We start from the raw sequence: 19645 nt of genomic DNA, 5'->3' as shown, positions 1-19645 counted from the left end.
GTGAGAACCGTGTACGTCTTCAGGATGTGACGCGGGTGCGGCGTTGGCGGTGAACGACACGCGGGATTTCAGGTCACCAGGACGGTGATGCGCTGGGCGGTGTTGTTGCTGAAGCCGCCGCGGTTCCAGTCGGCCTCGATCGGTTGTTCACGGCCACTGGCGTCGTACGCGCGGACCGTGAGCACATGCTCGCCCGGCGTCGCCTCCCAGTCGTAGGCGAACGCCCGCCAGGCGAGTTCGTCGTTGCCGAGGGCATCCAACGTGGCCTCGTGCCAGTTCACGCCGGCGTCGGTGCTGACCTCGACGCGCTCGATCGGCGCCCAGCCGGACCAGGCCCGGCCGAACAGCGGAACGGTGCCCGCGGCAACGAACCGGTGACGGCTCATGAAGTCCGGGAACCCCGGCGGCACCAGCAGCGCCCGCGGCTCGATCCGGGTCACCGCCCGGCCCGGATCGTCGGCGGTCTGGCGGATCACGTACGCCACCGCGTTCTGGAAGCCGTCGAACTCGTGGTCGATCAGCTCGATCGAGCGCAACCACTTCACACTCGCCATCCCGTACCACCCCGGTACGACGAGGCGCAGCGGGTACCCGTGCTGCGGCGGCAGCGGCGCGCCGTTCATCTCCCACGCGACGATCGCGCCCGAGTCGACCGCTTCGGTGATCGACAACCCGCGCTGGTAGTCCTGTACGACGCCGCGCTCCACGCCGCGATCCGCGCCCGTGAACACCACGTCCACGGCATCTTCGCGAATCCCGGCCAACCGCAGCAGATCCGACAGCAGCACCCCGGTCCACTCCGCCGTACCGACCGCTTCGGCCAGCCACGGCTGGCTGATCGGCCGAGGCTGCAGCGAGGCCCGGCCGTTGCCGGCGCACTCCAGCGTGACGCGGATCGTACGGCGGCCCATCGCGCGCAGCTCGGTCAATCCGAACGACAACGGTTGCTCGACGCATCCGTCCAGCTCGAGCCGCCAGTCGCCCGCATTCGTTGCCGGTATGTCGTAGTGCACCAGCACGTAATGCAGACCCGGCGGCGTCACGTCGTACCGCAGGCTCTCCAGCGGCATGCCGTGATTCCGTGCCGCGAGCTGCAACTCGTCGGCGGTGATCCCCTCACCCGTGTCCGCCAACCGCCCCCGGACGCTGAATTCCTCGATTGAATCCACAATCCCACCCCCAGCACCAACCCTAGAGGTTGGGGGCCGCCTACAACCAGCCGTTGTCTACGGCGATACGGGCCGCTTCGGCGCGGGTGCGGGCGCCGGTCTTGCCGATCGCGGCGGAGAGATGGTTGCGGACGGTGCCCTCGGACAGGTGTAGCTCCTTGGCGATGTCGGCGACGGTGCCGCCTTCGCGGGCGGCCCGCAGTACGTCGGCCTCGCGGCCCGTGAGCGGGCTCGTCCCCGCCACGAGGGTCTCCGCGGCCAGTGACGGATCGACGACGCGCAGCCCCTGGTGCACCCGGCGTACGGCGTCGGCCAGCTGCGTCGCGGGGGTGTCCTTGACGACGAACCCGGCCGCGCCGGCCTCCATCGCGCGGCGCAGGTACCCGGGCCGGCCGAACGTGGTCACCATCAGCACCCGCACGCCCGGTACGGCGGTGCGCAGCGCGGCGGCCGCCTCGATCCCGTCCAGCCCCGGCATCTCCACGTCGAGCAGCGCGACATCGGGCTGGGAGTTCTTGGCGGCGTCCATCACCTCGTCGCCACGACCGACCTCGGCCACCACCTCCAGGTCGGGCTCGAGGTCGAGCAGCGCGGCCAGGGCTCCACGGACCAGCGCCTGGTCGTCGGCGATCAGCAGTCGGATACTCACAGGTCCATCCTCACAGGCCCGACCAGGACGGCCAGCCGGAACCCACCGCCGGGCGCCTGACCGACCTGGACACTGGCGTCGACCTGGTCCGCCCGCTCCCGCAGTCCGACCAGCCCATGACCAGATGCTCCGCCACCGGGCGTCGGGCCCTTGCCGTCGTCCAGTACTTCGATCTGCGTCGCCGTGATCCGGATCGTGCATCGCTTCGCGCCGGAGTGCCGTACGACGTTCGTCACTCCCTCCCGCACCACCCACGCGAACAGCTCCCGGTTCTCCTCCGGGACCTCGTCGACCGTGGTCGGGAGCTCGGCCTTCACCTCGGCGGCCTGCAACGCGGTCCGCGCCGAGACCAGCTCACCGGCCAGACTCAGCTCCCGGTACCCGGCGACCGCGGCCCGTACGTCGGCCAGCGCCGCCCGTGCCAGGCTCTCGACGTCCGCGACCTCGGTGGCCGCCCGGGTCGGGTTGACCTCGATCAGCTTGCCGGCCAGCTCCGCCTTCACCGTGATGACGGTCAGGGAGTGGCCGAGGATGTCGTGCAGGTCCCGGGCGAACCGGTTCCGTTCCTCCTGCACGGCGAGCTCGGCGAAATCCTTGCGGGCCGCGTTCAGCTCGATGCTGCGCTGGATCGCCCGCCGCAACCCGAACACCGCGAGCGCACCGAGGAAGATCGCGAAGCCGTAGCTGCCGTCGTCGGTCCAGCCGGGCACCACCCGCATCGAGATCTCGGCGCCGGCGAGCAGGACCGCGACGAACGCGACGGCCACCCGGAGATCCAGCAGCATCATCGCGACGGACGCGATGTAGACCAGGCCGGTGAGGGCGGTCTGGCCGGCGGTCGGGATCATCAGCAGGCAGAGCGCCAGCATCATGAGCAGGTACGCGACCTGTTGCCACGGCGCGAGCAGATGCTTGCGGGCCATCCGGCGCAGGATCCCGAAGAACCCCAGGTAGCTGGCCGCGAACAGGATCACCGTGAGGAACCCGAGGACCTGGCTGACGCCGTCCTGGCGCTCCGCGATCTTCTGCAGCGGCTGCGCCAGATAGAACAGCCAGACCCCCGCGGCCAGCCAGCCCCAACGGCCCGGACCGCTGCCGACCCGGTCGGCCAGACCGTCCAGGGCGCTGGGGTTGCGGTTGGTGCTCACGGTGGTCACGGTACCGCTCTGGGCCTCAGGCGCGGGCCGTGTCGGCGCGGAACCGGCGGAGGCCGATGAAGCCCAGTACGACGGTCCAGCCGAGCACCACCAGCAGCGCCTGGGTGTCCACCCCGCCCTGCGTCAGAGCGCTGCGCGACGTCAGACCGGTCCAGTACGCCGGGGTCAACTGGGCGATGTGCTTCATGATCGACGGCATCTGGTCGACCGGCAGCCACAGTCCGCCGAAGGCCGCGATCAGCATCGTGCTCAGACCGGTGATCGGCTGCACGCTGTCCGGCTTCGCGATGTAGCCGATGACCAGGCCGATCGCCGCGAACGGAAGGGCGCCAAGCCAGGACACCAGCGCGACGGTCAGCCACTGGCCGGGGCCCAGGTGCACGTGGCCGAAGAGCATGCCGAAGGCGAAGACGACCAGCAGCGGCGGGATCGCCAGCAGCAGCGACAGGATCACCTTGTTGACGACGTACGCCTGCGGCTTCAGCGGGGTCAGACGCAGCGTCCGGTTCCAGCCGCCGTCGCGCTCGGCCGCGATCACGCCGCCGCTGCTCATCGCGGCCGACATCGAGCCGAACATCGCCATACTCACCATCACGTACGCGATCGCGGAGATCCCGCCCTCGCTGGCGTCCTTGGGCAGCGTCATGCCGAAGATCGCGAACAGGACCAGCGGCATCAGGATCGAGAAGATCAGCACCCGGCGGTTCCGCAAGGTACGGCGGATGTCGAAGATCAGGTAGTTGCGGTTCATGCCAGGCTCTCCTCTTGGGCCGCGCTGATCGCGAGGACGGCGTCCTCCAGGTCGGCGGACGTTACTTCGATGTCGTGGGCGGTGGTGTTCTCGAGCAGGTGCCGCAGCGTGCCGTCGGAGTCGGCGCACTGGAGCAGGACGACGTCGCCGCGGGTCTCGACGTTGCGTACGCCGGGCAGCGACGCGAGCGCGGCCAGATCGGCGCCGGGAACGGTGGCACGGATGGTGCGGCCGGAGACGCTCGCCTTGATCTGCGCGGCGGTGCCGTCGGCGACGACCTTGCCGTTGCGCATCAGTACGACGCGGTCGGCGTACGCGTCGGCCTCTTCCAGGTAGTGGGTGGCGAACAGGACCGTGCGGCCGCGGGCGGTCTCGTCGTGCATCGACGCCCAGAAGTCGCGGCGGGACTCGACGTCCATGCCGGTCGTCGGCTCGTCCAGGACGATCAGGTCGGGCTGCGGGATGATCGCCATCGCGAACCGCACCCGCTGCTTCTGGCCGCCGGACAGCGCCTTCATGGTCCGGGTGGTGAGGTCCGCGATGCCGGCGCGCTCGAGGGCTTCCTCGACGGGCATCGGATCCTTGTGCAGGCCGGCGACCAGGTTCAGCAGTTCGCCGACCTTGGCGTCCTCGATGATCCCGCCGCTCTGCAGCATCACGCCGACCTGCCCCTGGGCGATCGCGTCGGTCGGTGTGCCGCCGTACACCTGGACGGTGCCGTTGTCCGGCTTCACCAGGCCGAGCAGCATCTCGATCGTGGTCGACTTGCCGGCGCCGTTCGGCCCCAGCAGCGCCACTACCTCGCCGGACCGGATGGTCAGATCCACCCCGGCGACGGCCTGCACGCTCGCATACTTCTTGGTCACACCCCGCAGGCTGACCGCAGTCGTTGTCGTCATACCCAGAAGCTTGTCCGAGGACGCCGTACCACCCCTGGATCGCTCGTCACGACCCACCCATGACATCCGTCAGCACGCTCTCAGGGTCTGTTCTCAGGGGTGCCCCGGAGAGGATCGTGGAGCGCGCGAACCAACTGCTGTGACCGACCGTCCAACGGGGTGTGAGGGGATCAGAGCGATGGCGACGTTGACGGTGTGGAAGTTCGAGACTTGGGATGGGGCGAATCAGGCGATCGGGACGCTTGAGAGTCTGGCCAAGCAGAAGATGATCCGGATTCATGATGCGGCTTCGGTGTCGTGGCAGCCGGAGAAGCGGCGGCCGCGGACCCGGCAGGTGCGGAACATGACCGGGCCGGGAGCGGTCGGCGGGATGTTCTGGGGGATGTTGTTCGGGACGATCTTCCTGATGCCGTGGGCCGGTGCCGCGATCGGGGCCGCGGCGGGTGCGGTGGCGGGCAAGCTCATCGACGTCGGGATCGACGACGACTTCATCAAGGAAGTGCGGGCCCAGGTGACGCCGGGGACGTCGGCGCTGTTCCTGCTGTCCAGCGACGAGGTGACCGACCAGGTCCGCGAGACGTTCCGGAAGACCCGGCTGCGGGCCAAGCTCATCCACACCGACCTGACCGACGACCAGGAAGCCGCCATCCACGAGATGTTCGGCGACTAGACCGGCTCAGCGGCGTACGAACGACAACGCGCGCAGCCAGTCCTCCTCGAGGAGGTCGTGACCGCCAGGCCGGACGTGGTAGCCGATGCCACCGTCCTCGAACGCCGGACCGGCCGCGACCACGGCCACGTATTCGCCGATCGGATCGGCCCAGGCGTCGTCCTCCGCGCTGGCGACGTACACGCGGCGCGGCGCGATGCTCGCGAGCAGTTGATGCTGGTCGACAGGCAGCTCGACCTCGCGACCGGCGTATGACGCGAACGACGGCACGAACCAGTGCGGGAACTTCGTGGTGATCGCGGCGATGTCCTCGCCGCCAGGGTGCCGGAAGAGGGAAGCACCGCAGCAGCCGGAGTCGTTGGAGATGGTGACGGCGAAGCGTTCGTCCTGCGCTCCGGCCCAGAGCGCGGCCTTACCGAGCCGCGAGTGGCCGAGCGCGATCGCGCCGGCCGCGGTCAGGCCGTCGAGGCCGTCAGCGATGTCGAGAAGGCGTGACAGCCCCCAGGCCCACGCCCCGACCGCGCCCCACGGTTCGTCGGCCGGGAAGAGCGCCCGCACACCACGAGCATCCGGGGCGTCGGGCTCGATCTGCTGGTAGTCGACCGTGAGTACGGCGTACCCGGCGTCCATCACCTTCGCGTACGGCCAGCGGTGCGACTGCGCGCTGCCGAGCGTCTCCTCGATGCCGGTGAAGCTCAGGACGACGATCACCGGGGACGGACCCGTCGTGGACGGGACGTGGAGCAGGGTGTCGAGCTCGAGATCGCCCAGTGGACAGGAGATCCGGGCGTGATGACGGAGGCGGTCGGCCGCTCCGTCGAGGACGCCGTTCTCCCGGGAGAGCAAGGTGACATCGGACAGCCGTCCACCGCTCGGCGTACGGCCGTAGATCTCGCGGGCGAACGTGTCGACCACCTCGAAGTCGGGCAGCAGCGGCGGAAGGCCGGGACGCGTGCCTTCTCGCCACGCCTCGGGGACCTGTACGGATTCCGTCGTCATGGAGCCCATCCTTCCGGAAATGTCGTTGACCGGGGCGTTGCGGGGTGTCAGGGTCCGGTCGTGGACCGGGTTGCGAAGTTGCACGACGACGAGGTGGAGATCGACGCGTCCCTGGTGGAGCGGCTCGTCGGCGAGCAGTTTCCGCGGTGGGCGGGGTTGCCGGTGCGGGCGGTGGAGCGGTCGGGGACGGACAACGTCACGTTCCGCATGGGGGACGAGCTCGCGGTTCGGCTGCCGCGGACCGAGCGGACGCAGGGGCAGGTCGAGATGGACCTCACCTGGATGCCGCGGTTGGCGCCGCACCTGCCGGTGCCGATCCCGGAGCCGCTGCGCCTCGGGGCGCCGGGACAGGGATACCCGTTCAGCTGGGGCGTCTACCGCTGGCTGCCGGGCCGGCCGTTCGATGCCGAATCGGACGACGCGGTCGCGGTCGCGCGGCAGGTGGCCGAGTTCGTGCGATGCCTGCGGGAGGTCGACACCACCGGGGCTCCGGTGCCGTCGGCCGATCCATTCGATCGGGGGACGCCGTTGGCGCCGCGGGACGCGATGTTCCGCGAGGCGCTGGACGAACTCCGTGAGTACTTCGACACCGGCCTGCTGCTGGCGGCCTGGGAGGAGTCGCTGGCGGCGGACACCTGGGACGGCACGCCGACCTGGATCCACGGCGACCTCATGTCGGGCAACGTGTTGGTTGCTGATGGCAAGCTTTCCGCCGTGATCGACTTCGGTACGGCGCGTGCCGCCGACCCGGCCGGCGACGTACTGGCGGCGTGGTTCCTGTTCGAAGGCGAGTCCAGACGGGCCTATCGCGAGGCCCTCGACGTGGACGACGACACCTGGCTCCGCGCCAGGGGCTGGGCCCTCTCGCTCGAGCTCATCGCGATCCCGTACTACCTGCACCGGCGCCCGGACACTCTGCGCGAGGGCCAGGAGTACATCGCCGACGTCCTCACAGATTTCGTCAGGCGGTAGTCACCAGAGTTTGTCGATGGCACCGGGGTAGAGGGCGATTCGGGTGTTGTCGAAACTAGGGGCCGCCTGCTCCGCGGCGGACGTGAAGAAGGCGGCGAGGGTGACTTTGCCGAAGCCTGGTTGGTCGCTGGGGAACGGGTCGTCGGGAGTACCGCCGATGAGGACTGTGCCAGGCAGGAGTTGGAAGCCGGCGCGCTCGTAGAACGGTTGCAGCGGGCGGTCGCAGGTGAACAGCGCCAGGTCCAGGTCGGTCATCGCGGCTCGGGCGGCGGTGACGAGGCGGTGCCCGTAGCCGTGACCGCGGCGGTCCTTGCGAGTGACCACGGTGCTGAGACCGCCGGCGCGGAAAGTGTTGCCGGCGTGGTCGAGGGTCTTGTGGAGGATGTCCAAGGCGGCCACGACGGTGCCGTCGTCGATGAGGAGCATCGACAACGGATCGAGCGCCGGATCGTGGACCAGGGCGTCGGCCGAGGAGTCAGCCGGTGTGGACGGGGCCGGTGCGGCGGGCCACGCATCGTCCTGCAACGCGTGGACCTGGCGGCGGAGGTCCGTTGGTACGGCGGCTTCGGGGTACGACTCGATCTGCATCAGGTGGATCTGAGGGTGTGGAGGCCCTGCCAGAGGAGATCCTGGAGGGTGCGGGCCACCTTTTCGGGCGATGGCGGGGTGGCGGATCGGGTGCGCCAGATCGCCAGGCGCTCGGTGGCGCCGGAGATGCTTTGGGCAACGATCTGGACCTCGTCCTCGTCCACCGGGCGGCCGGCAGGAAGGTTCATCCGGACCATCGTGGCGATCAGCTCGATGAACGCCGCGCGGACCTCGTCGGTCGCCTCCGCGGCCGGCCCCGCGCTGAGCATCCCTTCGTCGACGAGCACCGACCACGCCTGCGGATGGTCGTCGAGGAACTGGAACCACGCGACGAACCCGGCGTACAACGCGTCCTCGGCGTCCGGCGCCGCCATCACCGCGTCGGACACCGTCTCCAGCAGCTGACCGCGGAGCCGGGCCAGGCAGGCGAGGAACAGTCCGTCCTTCGAGCCGTAGTACTGGTAGATCAGCGGCTTGGACACCCCGACCTGCGCGGCGACGTCGTCCATCGACGTGCCCTGGTACCCGCGCTCGCCGAAGGTCCGCTCGGCCGCCTCGAGGATCTCCCGCTCCCGGGCCGCCCGGTCGCGGCGGCGCTTCGGGGCGGCAGTGGTGGAGGTCACTTGCGAAGTCTAACTGACTCCGAGTAACTTACTGGAAGTAAGTTCCAGCCGAGCGGAGGCCAGGGATGACTGAGCAGCACCGGATCGTGGTGATCGGCACCGGGTTCGCGGGGATCGGGATGGCGGTCCGGCTGAAGCAGGCCGGGTACGACGACTTCGTCGTACTGGAGCGTGCCGGCGACGTCGGCGGAACCTGGCGGGACAACACGTATCCGGGCTGCCGGTGCGATGTCCCCTCGCACCTGTACTCGTTCTCCTTCGCGCCGAACCCGGACTGGTCGTCGACGTTCTCGCCGCAGCCGGAGATCGAGGACTACCTGCGCAACGTCACCGACGCGTTCGGCGTCCGCCCGCACATCCGCTTCGGCCACGCGGTCGAGACGGCGAGCTGGGAGGACGGCCGCTGGCGGATCCGGACCGATCAGGGCGAGTTCATCGCGGACGTCGTGCTGTCGGGCATGGGGCCGCTCGCCGAGCCGTCGGACCCGAAGCTGCCCGGGATCGAGGACTTCGAAGGCGAGGTCTTCCACTCCGCGCGGTGGAACCACGACCTGAATCTCAGCGGTCGCAAGGTCGCGGTGATCGGGACCGGCGCGTCGGCGATCCAGTTCGTGCCGGCGATCCAGCCCGAGGTCGAGGAACTGCACCTGTTCCAGCGCACGCCACCGTGGGTGATGCCGCGGCCGGACCGCAGGATCACCGCCGCCGAGAAGATGCTGTACCGGCGGTTTCCCCTTGTGCAGAAGGCGATGCGAGCCGGGATCTACTGGGCGCGCGAGTCGATGGTGCTCGGGTTCGCCAAACTGCCGGCGATCATGAAGCAGGCGCAGAAGGTCGCCGAGAAGCACCTCGCCCACCAGGTCCGCGACCCGCTGCTGCGGGCCAAGCTGACGCCTGACTTCACCCTCGGTTGTAAGCGCGTGCTGATCTCCGACGACTACTACCCGGCGGTCGCACGGCCGAACGTCGAGGTCGTCACCGACGGGATCGCCGAGGTTACGCCGACCGGCATCGTCACGGACGACGGCGTGAAGCACGAGGTCGACACGATCATCTACGGCACCGGCTTCAAGGTGACCGACCTGCCGGTGATGGACATGGTCCGCGGCCGCGACGGGGTCTCGCTGCGCGAGGCCTGGGTCGACGGCATGGAGGCTCACCTGGGTACGGCGATCGCCGGCTTCCCGAACTTCTTCATGCTGATCGGCCCGAACACCGGCCTCGGCCACAGCTCGATGGTGTTCATGATCGAGTCCCAGATCGCCTACATCCTGGACGCGCTCAAGACGATGGACGCGCAGGGGCTGCGGGAGGTCGAGGTACGGCGGGAGGTCCAGCGCGCGTTCGTCGACGGGGTCCGTGCCTCGATGCGGAACACGATCTGGACCCGCGGCGGCTGCACCAGCTGGTACCTGGACTCGGAGGGGCGCAACACCACGCTCTGGCCGTCGTTCACCTTCCGGTTCCGCCGGCTGACCAGGCGCTTCGATCCCTCCGAGTATCAGACCCTCGCTATGTGACATCGAGCGTGTTACATTCGATCGGTCGGATAGCCCGATCTGATCGGAGGGCCGCGGTGCTGGAGTTGCTGCTGCCGCTGCACGGGATCGGTGGCCGCGGGGACCTGCCGGTGCCGCTGTGGCTGGCGATCTACTCCGCCGGCGCCGCCGTCGCGGTCTCGTTCTTCGCGCTCGGGGCGTTCTGGCCGCGTCCCCGGTTCGAGCGGATCACGGGCCGGCCGCTCGGCGTACTGACCCGCCTCGTCGACAACCGTGGCACTCGGGTGGGCTTGAAGGTTGCCGGACTCGTGGCGCTCGCGTTGCTGCTCGGCGCGGCGTGGTTCGGCGACCCCGAACCGTCGTCCAACCCGGCGCCGACGTGGTTGTACGTGTGGATCTGGGTCGGCATCATCCCGCTCTCGCTGATCTGCGGCCCGATCTGGCGGCTGGCGAATCCGCTGCGCACGCTCGCCGGCCTGGTACGGCGTACGTCGTACCGGCGGCTGCCCGAACGGATCGCCTACTGGCCGGCCGTGGGTGGGCTGGCCGGATTTCTCTGGCTGGAACTCGTTTATCCGCAGGGATCCGAGCCGCTGGTCGTCGCCGTTGCCGTGAGCATCTACGCGACGGTGAATGTTGCTGCGGGCATCGTTTATGGCCCGTCCTGGTTCGGGATCGGCGACAGCTTCGAGGTGTACGCCGAAGTGCTCGCCCGGCTGGGCCCGATAGGTCGAGGAGTTGACGGCCTGGTATTGCGAAACCCGCTGGCAGGACTCGCGACGACGCCGCAGCGGCCGGGGATCGTCGGCCTGCTGTGTTTGTTGCTCGGGTCAACGGCCTTCGACGGGATCTCCCGCTGGTCGCAGTGGACGCAGCGGACCGGCGAGCTGAGCCGGCCGCAGCATCTCGTCGTCTACACGCTCGGGCTCGCCGTCGCGGTCGCGATCGTCACCGGCCTGTTCCTGCTGGCCGCGCGGACCACCGGAGCGGCGCAAACGAGGCCCGGCGGGATCGGGGCGGCCGGGTTGCCGGGCGCGTTCGCGCACTCGCTGGTGCCGATCGCGATCGGGTACGCCGTGGCGCACTACTTCTCGTTCGCGATGTTCCAGGGGCAGGAGGGCTGGCTACTGGCGACGGACCCGTTCGCGCGCGGATGGGATCTGCTCGGGACGAGCGGGACGCGGATCGACTACGCGTTCCTGAGCACCGGTTTCATCGCGGGGGTCCAGATCGGCGCGATCGTGCTCGGACACGTACTCGGGGTCGTGTCCGCGCATGATCGCGCTGCCGACCTGTTCCGGCGCCGGCAGTTGCGGCGGGCGCAGTACCCGATGCTCGCCGCGATGGTCGCCTTCACCGCAGGCGGCATCGCCCTGGTGACGGCATCGTGATCGCCCTGGTGACGGCGTCATGATCGCCCTGCACATGGGCGGCATCCCCGAGACCGCGATGGTCCTCGGCCCGGTTCTGCTGATCATCGCCTTCATCCGCATCGCCCGCCGCAACGAGGCGAACCTCCCGGACGAGGACGACCAGTACGCCGACCTTGGCGACCTGCCGGAGCAGCAGCGGGACCAGGCCCGTCGTACCTGAACAAAGTGAGGCCCGGAGAACCCCCTGCGGTTCGCCGGGCCTCGCCCCGTTCTCCCCGTGGCTCTAGGCGGCCAGAGCCGGTTCGTAGTAGCCGCTGAGGCGAGTGGGTGTCGCGATGGCGACGAGCTTGGCGAGCTCCGAGCAGCCGGCGGTGAGCGCGGCCTCGAGGGTGGGCCACTGGTCGACGCACCAGTACGGGTCGTCGGGCTGACGGTCGTGGTCGTCGTCGATGTCGGCACACCAGCCGCCGGAGCGGATGTGGTGGACGTGCAGTCGAAGCTTCATGGCGGTTCAGCTCTCGGGTTCAGCTCGGGGTTCAGAAGGGCAGTGGACGGCCGGACGGGGTCCGGAGGTCGAGGGTCTTGGTCTGGCGGCGAGTCGTCGTGGTGCGTGGTCGCCGACGGATCTGGATCTGGCGCATCGCCGTCCTCCTGCCTGGTCTGTTCTGGTAGCTATACGGTCCCGCGTGAGGACCGGTTCACGCATGCGGAGGATTACCTATCTACATCCCGAGTGATCCCTGACACCGGCTAAGGGAGGACGTAAGGGTGGACGGTCTGCTGAGGCGCTGGGGACTTCAGGGGTACGACGTCCGCGCGCTGGCCGTAGGGACGAACAACGCCGGGTACTACGTCGGCGACGAATTCGTCCTGAGGATCCATCGCAATCCCGTCGCGCTCAAGGGTAAGGACTTCATCCACACCGACCTGGCTCCTGTGCTGCCTCTTTCAGCCGGTTGACGGGAGGGCCTTCGGGTCGAGGCCCAGTTCTTCGTAGGCGACTTGCTCGATCTCGCGGGCCATGGCCTCGCGGAAGGCTGCGACCAGGGCCTGGCCGGCCAGCGGGATGATGCCCTCGAGGGTGCGCTGGATCTCGGGCCAGCCGTCGGCGGGCATGCCGGCGTTGGTGAAGTCGCGCCAGACAGTCGAGCGGAACAGCTCGACGTACGTCTTGGCAACGGCGTCGGCCTGGGCGAACAGCTTGGGCAGCATCTCGAAGATGGCTTCCATCGGGACGCCGAGCTTGATCACCTCGAGGCCGGTGCGGAGGAGGTCCGAGTTCGGGATCCTGAGCCGGCCGTCCTCCAGCCGCTCCGCGATGCCCAGCTCGACCAGCCGCTCGATCACCGCCGGGTCGTACGGTACGCCGGCGCGGTCGGCGAGCTGCTTGCCGTCGAGGATCTCCGGCTCCGACGGGGTCCACGGGTTCACGAGGGTCTCGAAGACGCCGAGCGCGAGCGCACCGTCGGGCAGCTCGCCCAGCATCCGCTCGACCGCGGCGAGCGTGTAGCCCTTGTCGAGCAGCTCCCGGACCAGCGTCAGCCGGGCCACGTGGTCGGCGCCGTAGTACCCGGTCCGGCCGACCAGCCGGGGCGGCGGGATCAGCCCGCGTCCGGCGTACGCGCGCACGTTGCGGACCGTCATCCCGACCTTGGCGGCCAGTTGGTCGACAGTGAGCTCCTCTTCCACCCTTGACAGTCTTCCAGACTCCACGTTACATAGTAGATGTAACATCAAGCATGGCGCATATCTGATGTAAGGAGCATCCATGGCGATCCCGTCGGCGACCACCGGTACGGCGAGTTTCGACCAGATCGCGATCGTCACCTGCGTCGTCGGGTCGGTGTACCTCGCACTCGCCGTGCTGCTGTGGCGGGAACGCACCGGCCGCGTCACCCTGGTAGGTAGGTTCGCGGACACCATCGGGAGACTGGACGGAGTCCCCCGATGGGCCGCGCTGACTCCGTACCTGCATGCCGTCTCGCTGCTGTCCTGCGCGTTCGGGGTGTGGTGGGACATCGCGATCCACATCGGCCGCGGCCGGGACACCGGCCCGTTCGGTACGGCGGCGCACTACCCGATCTTCTTCGGCATCCTCGGCGTCATCATCTCGGGCGTGTTGCCGATCGCGCTCGCGGGCAAGCCGCTGCCGGCCAGGACGATCAAGCTGACCAGGGGCTGGCGGATCCCGTGCAGCGCCGCGCTCGTGACGGTCTGCGGGACGTTCGCGCTGGTCGGTTTCCCGCTCGACGACGGGTGGCACCGGCTGTTCGGTGAGGACGTCACGCTCTGGGGGCCGACGCACCTGCTGATGATCGGCGGGGTGGTCTTCTCGATCTTCGCGCGGCTGCTCGCGATCGCCGAGGTCGAGCAGTTGATGGGGCCGAACACGCGCCGGCTGTTCCAGGAGATCGTGTCGGTCGGCGCGTTGCTGATCGCGTGGGACCTGTTCAGCACCGAGTTCAACTACGGCGTGCCGCAGTTTCCCCTTGTTCTGCAGCCGATTCTGATCGTGTTCGGGGCGGCGATGGGGTTCACCGTCCTGCGGGCGCGACGCGGTCCGGGTACGGCGTTCGCCGCGCTGGCGGTCTACCTCGTCATCCGTGGCGGGATCGCCTGGGCGGTGGCCGAGCCGCTGGGGCAGATCGTCGGGCACTTCCCGTTGCTGGTTGTCGAGGCGGTCCTGGTCGAGTTGGTGGCGTTTGCCCTGGGCAACAAGAATCGCTTCCGCCTCGGTGCGGTCGCCGGTTTGCTGATCGGGACCGTCGGCGTGGTCGCGGAGTACGCCTGGAGTCATGTCTGGATGCCGATCGCGTGGCCGTCGTCGATCCTGCCGTCCGCGCTCGGGTACGGCGTGGTCGTCGGGGCCGGAGCCGGTCTGGTCGGGGCCTGGCTCGCGACCCGGTACGCCGAGGTCGCCGGCGAGGAGCGTGCGGTCGGGATCAAGCACATCCGGCCGGTCGCGATCCGCCGTACCCATCAGCTCGGCGCCGTCGGGCTGGTCGCGGTGGCGGCGACCGTGTTCTTCTGCGTACCGCGGTCGGCCGATCCGGGCGTGTCGGGGGTCGTGTCGTTGGAGCGGGTCGCCACGGGGGCCGAGCCGACGGCGTACGTCACGGTCACTCTCACGCCTGCTGACGCGGCCGAGGATGCGCGCTGGTTCGAGGCGCTGGCCTGGCAGGGCGGCGGTTTGGTACACCACCCGATGCAGAAGGTTGCCGATGGCACGTATCGGTCGGCGGACGCGCTGCCGATGTACGGGAAGTGGAAGTCGATGATCCGGCTGCATCGGGGGCAGCGGGATCTGGTGGCGGCCTGGGTGTACGCGCCGGAGGATGCGGCGATCGAGAAGCCCGCGGTGCAGGTGTCGAACGGGCAGACGGTGCAGTTCGTCGACGAGCAGCAGATCCTGCGGCGCGAGGAGCGGACCGACGTGCCACGATGGATGTGGAACGCCGGCTATGGCTTGGTCGGAGTGGTCGGGCTGCTCGAGGTCATCGGGATCGCCTGGCTGGTCGGGCGTGGCGCCCGCGGCGGGCGGGCACGCGCGGCTCACCTGGCCGGCGGCGAACGGGAACGGGAGATTGCGTGACGATCCAGTTGGAGCGGTCCGGCGTTACCACTCGGGACGGCGTACGGCTGAACGTCGAGGCGACCGGGCCGGCTGACGCGCCGGTGACTGTGTTGCTGGTGCACGGGTGGACGTGTTCGACGCGGTCGTGGCACAACCAGGTCGAGAGGTTGCCGGAGGTCCTCGGCGAGGACGTCGTACGCGTCGTCACCTACGACCACCGCGGGCACGGCCGGTCGGAGGCGGCTCCGGCCGGTTCGATGCGCCTCGACCAGCTGGCCGACGACCTGGTCACGGTCCTGGACGAGGTCGTCGGCGACGGCCCGGTCGTGTACGCCGGCCACTCGATGGGCGGCATGACCCTGATGGCGGCCGCCGACCAATACCCCGACCTCTTCGGCACCCGCATCCGGGCGGCCGCCCTGGTAAGCACCACCTCGGGCCACCTCACCGAAGGCGCCCTGGGAATCCCCTCACGCTTCGATCCCGCGGCAGCGCGGATCGCCCCCCGAGTCCTGAAGCTCGTAGGCACTCGCGCCGACCGCCGCGCCGAGGCAGCCGCCCGCCGGGCGGCGGCACGCACCCGTCGGGAGCCGGGGGTCGAGCCTGCCTCCGGGACACGGGCCGCCTCGCGGTTCGTCGGAGCAGCTCGTCGTGCGGCCGTTGCCGCCGCGCACCTGCAGCGGCCTGCTTTGCGGCGGGTGGTGTTTGGGCGGCACGTGGATCAGGCGGAGGTTCAGTTGTTCTTGGAGGATCTGGCGGTTGTGCCGGGGCCTTCGTACGGTGGGTTCTTCGAGACGATGCTGGAGCATGATCGGGGGCATGCACTGAAGGTGCTCGGTGAGTTGCCGGTGGAGATCATGCACGGGACGCGGGACCGGCTGCTGCCGCCGCGGCATGCCAACCGGATGGCCGCGCAGCTTCCGTCCGCCCGGTTGTGGATCTACCCCGGCGCCGGCCACATGCTCATGCAGGAGCGCCCGCGCGACGTGACCCACCGCCTGGCGTCCCTGGCCCGCAAGGTGTCCGCCTGAGAGTCGCGTCACGGCCGGCCATCGCGTACTCGCCTACCCTCGACCCGTGAACCTTCTCTCCGACGTCGTGGTCGTGGACCTCACCCGCGCGCTCGCGGGTCCGCACGCGGCGATGATGCTCGGGGATCTCGGCGCCCGGGTGATCAAGGTCGAGACCCCGAACGGCGGCGACGACAGCCGCGGCTGGGGTCCGCCGTTCGTCGAGGGCGAATCGACGTACTACCTGTCCGCGAACCGGAACAAGGAATCGGTCACCGCGGACCTCAAGTCCGACGAGGGCAAGGATTTCCTGACCAAGCTCGTCCGCAAGGCCGACGTCCTGATCGAGAACTTCCGCCCGGGCGTCCTCGACCGCCTCGGGTTCTCCACCGAGCGCCTGCACGAGCTCAACCCCGGCCTCGTCATCCTCTCGATCACCGGCTTCGGTCATGACGGCCCGGACGGCGGACGGGCCGGGTACGACCAGATCGCGCAAGGCGAAGGCGGTCTGATGAGTATCACCGGCGCGGTCGAACCGACCAAGGTCGGCGCACCCATCGCGGACCTGCTGGCGGGTATGTACGGCGCCTACGGTGCGCTCGCCGCACTGCACGAGCGATCGATCACCGGCAAGGGCCGCGTCGTACGGACGAGTCTGCTGGCGTCGGTCGTCGGCGTCCACGCGTTCCACGGGACGAAGTGGACGGTCGCGCACCAGTTGCCCGAGCGGGTCGGCAACCACCACGCGCAGATCGCGCCGTACGGGATGTACCGCACCGCCGACACCAGCATCCAGGTCGCGGTCGGCAGCGAGGGGCAGTGGCGGACGTTCGCGCCGATCGTCGGTCTCGATCCGAACGACGAGCGCTTCGCCGTCAACGCCCAGCGGGTCGCGCATCGCGACGAGCTGACGGCCGCGATCGAGACCGCGTTCGCAGCCGAGCCGGCCGACGTGTGGCTGGAACGCCTTGCGGACAAGGGCATCCCGGCCGGCAAGGTCCGCGACTTCCAGCAGGTGTACGAGTGGGAGCAGACGCAGTCGCAGGGCCTGCTGATCGACGTCGAGCACCCCACCCTCGGCACGATCCAGCTGCCCGGCCCGCCACTACGCTTCGACGACAACCCGCACGCCGGCGCCCGCGAGACCAACCTCCCGCCGCCCCGCCTCGGCGAGCACAACGAGTCGGTGCGTAGGTGGTTGGAGGAGTAGCCGGGCCTCCACCACTCATCAACCACCCGCGGCTTGGCCACCTGCCGCTCAGCCGACCGTCGAGCTCGGCCGTTCCTGGCGCTTGGTGAGTGCCGACGGTCCGCCCGTCGACGCGCGGACCACCAGCTCGGGGCGGATCAGTGTTTTGCGGGGGCGCTCGGAGCTGGATCTCAGGCGCTGCATGAGCAGGTCGACCGCGGTCGAGCCGACCTCGGCCGCGGGTAGCCGGACCGTGGTGAGCGGAGTCTGCAAGTACGCCGCGTAGGGGTGATCGCCGTACCCCGTGATCGCGACATCACCTGGCACGTCGAGGCCGCGCTCGGCGAGCAATCGCAGTACGCCGAGTGCGAAGTAGTCGTTCCCGGTGACGATGCCGTCGGGATGACCGTCGGGGAGCAGCGTCTGCGCGAAGCGGTACGCCTCCTCGGGCTGCCAGGGCAGCGCCAACGAGTCGTAGCGCTTCGTCGGCACTGCCCGGATCGAGTCGTCGGACACCTTGAGACCGGCGTCCGACATGGCTCGCCGGAAGCCGGTCACCCGGTCCGCCGTGGTGGTGATCGGTAGGTCTTCCTCGAGGACGAGCAGCCGGCGGGCGCCGCCCGAGATCAGGTGGCTGGTCGCCTCGTACGCGCCGCGTTCGTTGTCGACGCCAACCATGTCGCAGTCGAGCTCGGGTACGTCACGGTTGACGAACACCAGCGGGATCCCGGCGTCGCGAACGCGGCGCCAGTGGTCCCACTCGGCCTGGACCGGGACGACCACGGCGCCGTCGACCGCGGACCGCAGCAACGCCTCGGTGGCGCGCTGTTCGTTCTCCGCGCTCTCGTCGGTGACGAGCAGCAGCAGCGAGTACCCCTGGGCGCGGGCCCGGAGCTCGATGGTGCTGATCAGCTGCGCGTAGAACGGGTTCGAGGGGTTGGTGATGACGAGTCCCAGCGTCATCGCGGAGCCGAGCACCAGGGACCGGGCCAGCGTGTTCGGCACGTACCCGATCCGGGCGGCCTCGGCCTGTACGGCGGCGCGCGTCTTCGGGCTGACGCTGTCCTTGTCGCCGAGCGCGCGCGACACGGTGTTCACCGACAGCCCGAGAGCCGTCGCGATATCCCGCAACGTCGCCCGCCGCGCCTCCGTCATCCTCAACCCCCTCGAGCAGCTTAGGCCTTCACGGCCAGGTGGATGCGCACCTGGACCGAGCCGTCGACCTTAGCGCGCAGTCGCAGCCAATGGCCGAACCCGGTGACCGGCCAGCTCACCAGCTTGCCGGGCTCGGCTGCGTGCTCCACGTCGTCGAGGTCGCACCAGGTGATCCCGTCGGGGGAGACCTGGGTGATGTACGTCGCCGTACCGTCGCCGCCGACGTGCTGGACGAACCAGCGTGCCTCGCCGGCCCAGGCGACCTCGTACGGCTCGGTGGCGAAGCGGGTGTCGAAGGTGGTGTCGCGTTCCAGCACCGCCGTCATGGACTGTCGCATGGGCCTACCAATCAACCGAGATGAGGACGGAGTCGAGGAAGAGGAAGTTGCGGACGCTGCTGTGAGTGCGGACCGAGAAGTAGAAGTTCAGCAGGTTCTCCAACGTCTCGTACCGCTCCTCGTACGGCGGGACCGGGACGTCGCGCATGTCCATCACGCGATCGTTGACCTGCAGCTCCACGTTGCGGCGCTTGTCGGTGTCGATCAGCCAGCGCAGGTAGTGCCAGTTCACCTTCGTCGGGACCTCGTTGTAGCAGAGCTCCTGCGGCTCGCCGAACGCCTGCCAGTCCTCCGGGTTCGGCGCGGTGAAGTCGGCGGCGTACTCCAGCTTCACCTTGCCCTCGAAGTGCTCGCGCGGCGTCGGCTCGGGGACGGTCGGCGCCATCCACCGCCGGGTGAAGCGGTTGTCCAGGTCGGTGTTCTGGTAGCGCGCGACCGTGTGGTAGCGCAGGCCGCCGTCGCCGCAGAGGTCGGTCGCGACCGTGAACGCGCCGAACTGCGCCTCGGACGGGTGGGTGTTGCCGTCCCACTGCACGTCGCCGAACGTGTCCAGCTCCGAGCCGCCGCCGAGCGTGGCCTCGGACTTGAAGGCGAAGTACGTCTCGAGCTGGACCAGCCCGCGGCCGCTCATCGTCAGCCGGCGGATCGCGACCGCGGTGTGGCCCTTGTACGGGCGGGTGGCGAGCTTCAGCGCGTACGTGCCGCTGAGCGCTCCGTGCGTGCCGATGTCGAAGAAGTTGCAGGCCGACAGCTGCGGCGGCCGGAAGTCGCGCATGTGGTCGTCGACGGTGCTGAGGTCGCCGCGGCCGTTGTAGTTGCCGAGCAGTTCGGTCCAGCCGTGCGTCCCGCTGTCGAACTCGTCGAAGGCCAGGATGCGCGGCAGCGGCGAGAACTTCGACAGCCGCGGATCGGCGGACAGTAACGCGGTGCGTAGATCGGAGGTCGTCACGCAGTGAAGTTAACGTTAACGGGAAATTGCCGTCAACGGGCCGTTCCACCCTCAGCAACGGTGGTCTATTGACACGTAAAT

The 19645-nt window shown here is 69.3% G+C and carries 22 protein-coding genes; 9 read left to right on the top strand and 13 right to left on the bottom strand.

The window, feature by feature from the left end:
• Positions 1 to 68 precede the first annotated feature (68 nt).
• From ACIA58_RS28150 to ACIA58_RS28130, 5 genes are read right to left on the bottom strand one after another with little or no spacing between them, the layout of a single operon-like run.
• On the bottom strand, positions 69 to 1169 hold the full coding sequence (locus ACIA58_RS28150; RefSeq protein WP_396406800.1) for a sulfite oxidase: 1101 nt from the start codon (positions 1167 to 1169) through the stop codon (positions 69 to 71).
• Positions 1170 to 1209: 40 nt separating this feature from the next.
• Complete coding sequence (locus tag ACIA58_RS28145) at positions 1210 to 1818, bottom strand: response regulator transcription factor (RefSeq protein WP_396406799.1); 609 nt, start codon at positions 1816 to 1818, stop codon at positions 1210 to 1212.
• The gene (locus ACIA58_RS28140; RefSeq protein WP_396406798.1) at positions 1815 to 2966 is read right to left on the bottom strand and encodes a sensor histidine kinase; all 1152 of its coding nucleotides are present in this window, start codon (positions 2964 to 2966) and stop codon (positions 1815 to 1817) included. The genes ACIA58_RS28145 and ACIA58_RS28140 overlap by 4 nt, the downstream gene beginning before the upstream one ends.
• 25 nt (positions 2967 to 2991) lie before the next feature.
• Positions 2992 to 3726: an ABC transporter permease gene (locus tag ACIA58_RS28135; protein WP_396406797.1), complete on the bottom strand. Its 735-nt coding sequence runs from the start codon at positions 3724 to 3726 to the stop codon at positions 2992 to 2994.
• Positions 3723 to 4625, bottom strand: a complete 903-nt coding sequence (locus tag ACIA58_RS28130) for an ABC transporter ATP-binding protein (RefSeq protein WP_396406796.1) — start codon at positions 4623 to 4625, stop codon at positions 3723 to 3725. The genes ACIA58_RS28135 and ACIA58_RS28130 overlap by 4 nt, the downstream gene beginning before the upstream one ends.
• Positions 4626 to 4803: 178 nt before the next feature.
• On the opposite strand from ACIA58_RS28130, the gene ACIA58_RS28125 reads away from it, so the two are divergent.
• Entirely contained in the window at positions 4804 to 5295 is a 492-nt protein-coding gene (locus ACIA58_RS28125; protein WP_396406795.1) for a DUF1269 domain-containing protein, read from the top strand.
• Positions 5296 to 5301: 6 nt separating this feature from the next.
• Here the strand turns inward: ACIA58_RS28125 and ACIA58_RS28120 are convergent, their stop codons facing one another.
• A complete protein-coding gene (locus tag ACIA58_RS28120; protein WP_396406794.1) occupies positions 5302 to 6294 on the bottom strand; it encodes an acetylxylan esterase in 993 nt (330 codons plus the stop codon).
• Between the two features lie 60 nt (positions 6295 to 6354).
• On the opposite strand from ACIA58_RS28120, the gene ACIA58_RS28115 reads away from it, so the two are divergent.
• Positions 6355 to 7266, top strand: coding sequence for an aminoglycoside phosphotransferase family protein (locus ACIA58_RS28115; protein WP_396406793.1), 912 nt, complete (start codon positions 6355 to 6357; stop codon positions 7264 to 7266).
• On the opposite strand, the gene ACIA58_RS28110 is transcribed toward ACIA58_RS28115, so the two are convergent.
• Together ACIA58_RS28110 and ACIA58_RS28105 are read right to left on the bottom strand one after the other, a co-directional pair.
• On the bottom strand, positions 7267 to 7854 hold the full coding sequence (locus tag ACIA58_RS28110; protein WP_396406792.1) for a GNAT family N-acetyltransferase: 588 nt from the start codon (positions 7852 to 7854) through the stop codon (positions 7267 to 7269).
• A complete protein-coding gene (locus ACIA58_RS28105; protein WP_396406791.1) occupies positions 7854 to 8477 on the bottom strand; it encodes a TetR/AcrR family transcriptional regulator in 624 nt (207 codons plus the stop codon). The genes ACIA58_RS28110 and ACIA58_RS28105 overlap by 1 nt, the downstream gene beginning before the upstream one ends.
• 65 nt (positions 8478 to 8542) lie before the next feature.
• On the opposite strand from ACIA58_RS28105, the gene ACIA58_RS28100 reads away from it, so the two are divergent.
• Genes ACIA58_RS28100 through ACIA58_RS28090 form a run of 3 tightly spaced genes read left to right on the top strand, consistent with a single transcriptional unit; the run spans position 8543 to position 11569 of the window.
• Positions 8543 to 9997, top strand: coding sequence for a flavin-containing monooxygenase (locus tag ACIA58_RS28100; RefSeq protein ID WP_396406790.1), 1455 nt, complete (start codon positions 8543 to 8545; stop codon positions 9995 to 9997).
• A gap of 56 nt (positions 9998 to 10053) precedes the next feature.
• Positions 10054 to 11367: a hypothetical protein gene (locus tag ACIA58_RS28095; RefSeq protein ID WP_396406789.1), complete on the top strand. Its 1314-nt coding sequence runs from the start codon at positions 10054 to 10056 to the stop codon at positions 11365 to 11367.
• 19 nt (positions 11368 to 11386) lie between these two features.
• Positions 11387 to 11569 carry a hypothetical protein gene (locus ACIA58_RS28090; protein WP_396406788.1) on the top strand — a complete coding sequence of 61 codons (183 nt, stop codon included), beginning with the start codon at positions 11387 to 11389 and terminating at the stop codon, positions 11567 to 11569.
• Between the two features lie 63 nt (positions 11570 to 11632).
• Here ACIA58_RS28090 and ACIA58_RS28085 read toward each other — a convergent pair whose 3' ends face one another.
• Positions 11633 to 11854 (bottom strand): hypothetical protein, encoded by a 222-nt coding sequence (locus tag ACIA58_RS28085; protein ID WP_396406787.1) that lies wholly within the window; start codon positions 11852 to 11854, stop codon positions 11633 to 11635.
• A 263-nt stretch (positions 11855 to 12117) separates the two neighbouring features.
• On the opposite strand from ACIA58_RS28085, the gene ACIA58_RS28080 reads away from it, so the two are divergent.
• Positions 12118 to 12309 (top strand): hypothetical protein, encoded by a 192-nt coding sequence (locus ACIA58_RS28080; protein WP_396406786.1) that lies wholly within the window; start codon positions 12118 to 12120, stop codon positions 12307 to 12309.
• On the opposite strand, the gene ACIA58_RS28075 is transcribed toward ACIA58_RS28080, so the two are convergent.
• Positions 12298 to 13038, bottom strand: a complete 741-nt coding sequence (locus ACIA58_RS28075) for a MerR family transcriptional regulator (protein ID WP_396406785.1) — start codon at positions 13036 to 13038, stop codon at positions 12298 to 12300. The genes ACIA58_RS28080 and ACIA58_RS28075 overlap by 12 nt on opposite strands.
• A 79-nt stretch (positions 13039 to 13117) precedes the next feature.
• Between ACIA58_RS28075 and ACIA58_RS28070 the strand changes: the two genes are divergently transcribed.
• Genes ACIA58_RS28070 through ACIA58_RS28060 form a run of 3 tightly spaced genes read left to right on the top strand, consistent with a single transcriptional unit; the run spans position 13118 to position 17143 of the window.
• A complete protein-coding gene (locus ACIA58_RS28070; RefSeq protein ID WP_396406784.1) occupies positions 13118 to 14941 on the top strand; it encodes a hypothetical protein in 1824 nt (607 codons plus the stop codon).
• Complete coding sequence (locus ACIA58_RS28065; RefSeq protein ID WP_396406783.1) at positions 14938 to 15954, top strand: alpha/beta fold hydrolase; 1017 nt, start codon at positions 14938 to 14940, stop codon at positions 15952 to 15954. Before ACIA58_RS28070 ends, ACIA58_RS28065 begins: the two co-directional genes overlap by 4 nt.
• A gap of 46 nt (positions 15955 to 16000) precedes the next feature.
• On the top strand, positions 16001 to 17143 hold the full coding sequence (locus ACIA58_RS28060; protein ID WP_396406782.1) for a CaiB/BaiF CoA transferase family protein: 1143 nt from the start codon (positions 16001 to 16003) through the stop codon (positions 17141 to 17143).
• Between the two features lie 48 nt (positions 17144 to 17191).
• Here the strand turns inward: ACIA58_RS28060 and ACIA58_RS28055 are convergent, their stop codons facing one another.
• Genes ACIA58_RS28055 through ACIA58_RS28045 form a run of 3 tightly spaced genes read right to left on the bottom strand, consistent with a single transcriptional unit; the run spans position 17192 to position 19564 of the window.
• A complete protein-coding gene (locus ACIA58_RS28055) occupies positions 17192 to 18277 on the bottom strand; it encodes a LacI family DNA-binding transcriptional regulator (RefSeq protein ID WP_396406781.1) in 1086 nt (361 codons plus the stop codon).
• Between the two features lie 20 nt (positions 18278 to 18297).
• Positions 18298 to 18615 (bottom strand): hypothetical protein, encoded by a 318-nt coding sequence (locus tag ACIA58_RS28050; protein ID WP_396406780.1) that lies wholly within the window; start codon positions 18613 to 18615, stop codon positions 18298 to 18300.
• A gap of 4 nt (positions 18616 to 18619) precedes the next feature.
• A complete protein-coding gene (locus ACIA58_RS28045) occupies positions 18620 to 19564 on the bottom strand; it encodes a DUF6772 family protein (RefSeq protein ID WP_350848096.1) in 945 nt (314 codons plus the stop codon).
• Positions 19565 to 19645 lie beyond the last annotated feature (81 nt).

It is taken from the genome of Kribbella sp. NPDC051586 (assembly GCF_044453965.1).
Taxonomy (GTDB): domain Bacteria; phylum Actinomycetota; class Actinomycetes; order Propionibacteriales; family Kribbellaceae; genus Kribbella.
This window is presented reverse-complemented; position numbering and strand designations above follow the sequence as displayed.

What these genes read in the sequence shown, in the direction of transcription:
- ACIA58_RS28110 (WP_396406792.1), bottom strand. Translation starts at nt 7,854, where the DNA reads ATGCAGATCGAGTCGTACCCCGAAGCCGCCGTACCAACGGACCTCCGC.
- ACIA58_RS28055 (WP_396406781.1), bottom strand. Translation starts at nt 18,277, where the DNA reads ATGACGGAGGCGCGGCGGGCGACGTTGCGGGATATCGCGACGGCTCTC.
- ACIA58_RS28130 (WP_396406796.1), bottom strand. Translation starts at nt 4,625, where the DNA reads ATGACGACAACGACTGCGGTCAGCCTGCGGGGTGTGACCAAGAAGTAT.
- ACIA58_RS28125 (WP_396406795.1), top strand. Translation starts at nt 4,804, where the DNA reads ATGGCGACGTTGACGGTGTGGAAGTTCGAGACTTGGGATGGGGCGAAT.
- ACIA58_RS28070 (WP_396406784.1), top strand. Translation starts at nt 13,118, where the DNA reads ATGGCGATCCCGTCGGCGACCACCGGTACGGCGAGTTTCGACCAGATC.
- ACIA58_RS28085 (WP_396406787.1), bottom strand. Translation starts at nt 11,854, where the DNA reads ATGAAGCTTCGACTGCACGTCCACCACATCCGCTCCGGCGGCTGGTGT.
- ACIA58_RS28050 (WP_396406780.1), bottom strand. Translation starts at nt 18,615, where the DNA reads ATGCGACAGTCCATGACGGCGGTGCTGGAACGCGACACCACCTTCGAC.
- ACIA58_RS28090 (WP_396406788.1), top strand. Translation starts at nt 11,387, where the DNA reads ATGATCGCCCTGCACATGGGCGGCATCCCCGAGACCGCGATGGTCCTC.
- ACIA58_RS28135 (WP_396406797.1), bottom strand. Translation starts at nt 3,726, where the DNA reads ATGAACCGCAACTACCTGATCTTCGACATCCGCCGTACCTTGCGGAAC.
- ACIA58_RS28120 (WP_396406794.1), bottom strand. Translation starts at nt 6,294, where the DNA reads ATGACGACGGAATCCGTACAGGTCCCCGAGGCGTGGCGAGAAGGCACG.
- ACIA58_RS28100 (WP_396406790.1), top strand. Translation starts at nt 8,543, where the DNA reads ATGACTGAGCAGCACCGGATCGTGGTGATCGGCACCGGGTTCGCGGGG.